This is a genomic window from Candidatus Cyrtobacter comes (assembly GCF_034470605.1).
Lineage (GTDB): Bacteria > Pseudomonadota > Alphaproteobacteria > Rickettsiales > Midichloriaceae > Cyrtobacter > Cyrtobacter comes.
In genome coordinates, this window is record NZ_JARGYT010000128.1 from 1 (window position 1) to 2,110 (window position 2,110).

The 2,110-nt window shown below is 34.5% G+C and carries 4 protein-coding genes; all 4 read left to right on the forward strand.

Going from position 1 to position 2,110, the window contains the following annotated elements; genetic code table 11:
* Window positions 1-498: hypothetical protein (locus Cyrtocomes_RS05940; RefSeq protein WP_322498269.1), on the forward strand; the 498-nt coding region annotated here is incomplete at its 5' end.
* Window positions 499-639: 141 nt separating this feature from the next.
* Entirely contained in the window at window positions 640-1,251 is a 612-nt protein-coding gene (locus tag Cyrtocomes_RS05945) for a recombinase family protein (RefSeq protein ID WP_322498270.1), read from the forward strand.
* 107 nt (window positions 1,252-1,358) lie between these two features.
* The gene (locus Cyrtocomes_RS05950; RefSeq protein ID WP_322498271.1) at window positions 1,359-1,595 is read left to right on the forward strand and encodes an AbrB/MazE/SpoVT family DNA-binding domain-containing protein; all 237 of its coding nucleotides are present in this window, start codon (window positions 1,359-1,361) and stop codon (window positions 1,593-1,595) included.
* Window positions 1,592-1,987: a PIN domain-containing protein gene (locus Cyrtocomes_RS05955; RefSeq protein ID WP_322498272.1), complete on the forward strand. Its 396-nt coding sequence runs from the start codon at window positions 1,592-1,594 to the stop codon at window positions 1,985-1,987. The genes Cyrtocomes_RS05950 and Cyrtocomes_RS05955 overlap by 4 nt, the downstream gene beginning before the upstream one ends.
* The last annotated feature ends 123 nt before the right edge of the window (window positions 1,988-2,110 follow it).

A 2,110-nucleotide genomic window follows, 5' to 3' on the forward strand; every position in this document is an offset into this window, starting at 1 on the left:
ATAAAAGAAGAGACAATAGAAAGAATCAAGGGAGGAGATTATGGAGTAGGGGATAGGGAGCTAGATATGAACAGAGCTGAAGAAAACAGAATCAAAAAAGTAAAAGAGATAGCAAATGCAGTGACAGAGAAAGTATCCAAAATTATCCAAAAAGAGGGAAGTAAGAAGGAATTTAACGACTATATAATCTTGAAAGAGTATGAAGTTGATGGAGATAAATATGGTCTTTCTCAATTAATTCACCCAATGGTATCAACATTTAACCTAATAAAGAACCAAGATTACAAACAGATGTATGATCGTCTGTATAATAGTTATCTGCTTAAGAAACATGGAAATGTATCATTCCAGGACATGAAGTCTGGAGTAATAAAAAAGCTATCAGAGGAACAAGATATGTCACGCTTAAGAGCAATTGAGCACAGGATTAATACAACGGAGATACTCTCAACGGAAATGCTGATGAAAAATGTTATATTGTATGATGCGCGTTTATAGTGGTTGTGAGGAACCAGGAAAACGAACGTTTATCTTACAGCTAGCAATGATACAAGAATTGATCTGGAAAAGCACTAGAAAAGCCGTTAAGATAATCAACGCAAGATTACATTGTATAAATTATCTTTCTTGGTGATTAAGATGGTATTAATAGGCTACGCTAGAGTTTCAAAGTCAGATGGATCTCAAAGTTTAGATCTGCAAACAGATGCACTCATCAAAGCTGGTGTAGAAGTAAATAGAATATACAGTGACCTTGCATCAGGCAGAAAAGATGACAGACCAGGGCTGAAAGAATGTATAAAAGCACTGCAACCAGGAAACACGCTTGTAGTGTGGAAACTAGATAGGCTGGGAAGGAACATGAAAGATCTTGTGAATATGATAGATACACTATGCAAGAAAGAAGTGGGATTTAAAGTATTAGAGGGAGCAGAAATAGATACAACCACAAAGAATGGCAGGATGATATTTGGAATATTTGCAGCGCTCGCTGAATATGAGCGTGAACTAATTAAAGAAAGAACAAAAGCAGGACTAGAAGCAGCAAGAGCCAGGGGCAGAAAAGGAGGAAGGCCAAGGAAAATGGACAGAGCAGCGCTGCGAATTGCAATGGTAGCAATGCAAAACAGAGAAGCCAAGCCATCAGAAATAGCAAAGAAGCTAAACATAACAACCACAACTCTCTATGATTATGTTAATGGTGATGGGACCTTGAAGGAGAAGGGGGTGATTTTAATGAATTCGGAATAATTTATTAAAATCGCATTTTTTTACTAATAGCATAACTTTACCCATATGATTGCTATGATTAGGTAATTGCTATAAAATAGCTGCAAGTGCTAATAATATAAATATATATGAATAAAGCTTTATATTCAAAGATAAACGAAAAAGGACAAATTACTATACCTTATGGTATTAGAAGTAAGATGGGGCTTGCTCAAGGAAGTAGGGTTGAGCTTTTAAATAAGGGGGGCTATATAGTAATCAGGCCTTTAAATAAATCTATCACTGATTTAAAAGGATTTCTTCCTAAACCAAGCATCACACTATCGTGCGAAGAAATGGATAAAATAATTCAGGATGTAAAATGATAGCAATTGATACAAACGTGCTTGTTAGATACATCACTCAAGATAATTTAGAACAATACAAAAAATCTGTTGAATTGCTTGAATCTTATAAAGGTATTGCTGGATCAATCTTTGTAAATAATGTTGTTCTATGTGAAATGGTTTGGGTGCTGGAAAGGGGGTATAAGTATTCCAGAAATCAGATCTTATCTACTATTAACTTTATGGCCTCTACACATGAATTTGCTTTCGAAAATCATAGCTGTATATGGCTTGCTTTAGAAAATTATGAGGTTTCAAAAGTAGATTTTTCTGATTGTTTGATTGCGCAGATTAACCTAAATCATGGATATAAAAACACATTTACTTTTGATAAACAGGTATCTGAGAGTTCTAATTTTTGCTTATTATAAATTGCTTGGAGTGCTAGTTAAATATTAGGCACTGTTAACAAAGGTTTTGCCAAATAATGGAAAAGATGCAATATTATATTGGAGGCGATAAATATGGTATTTAGATGGATAAAAGGTTGTTTC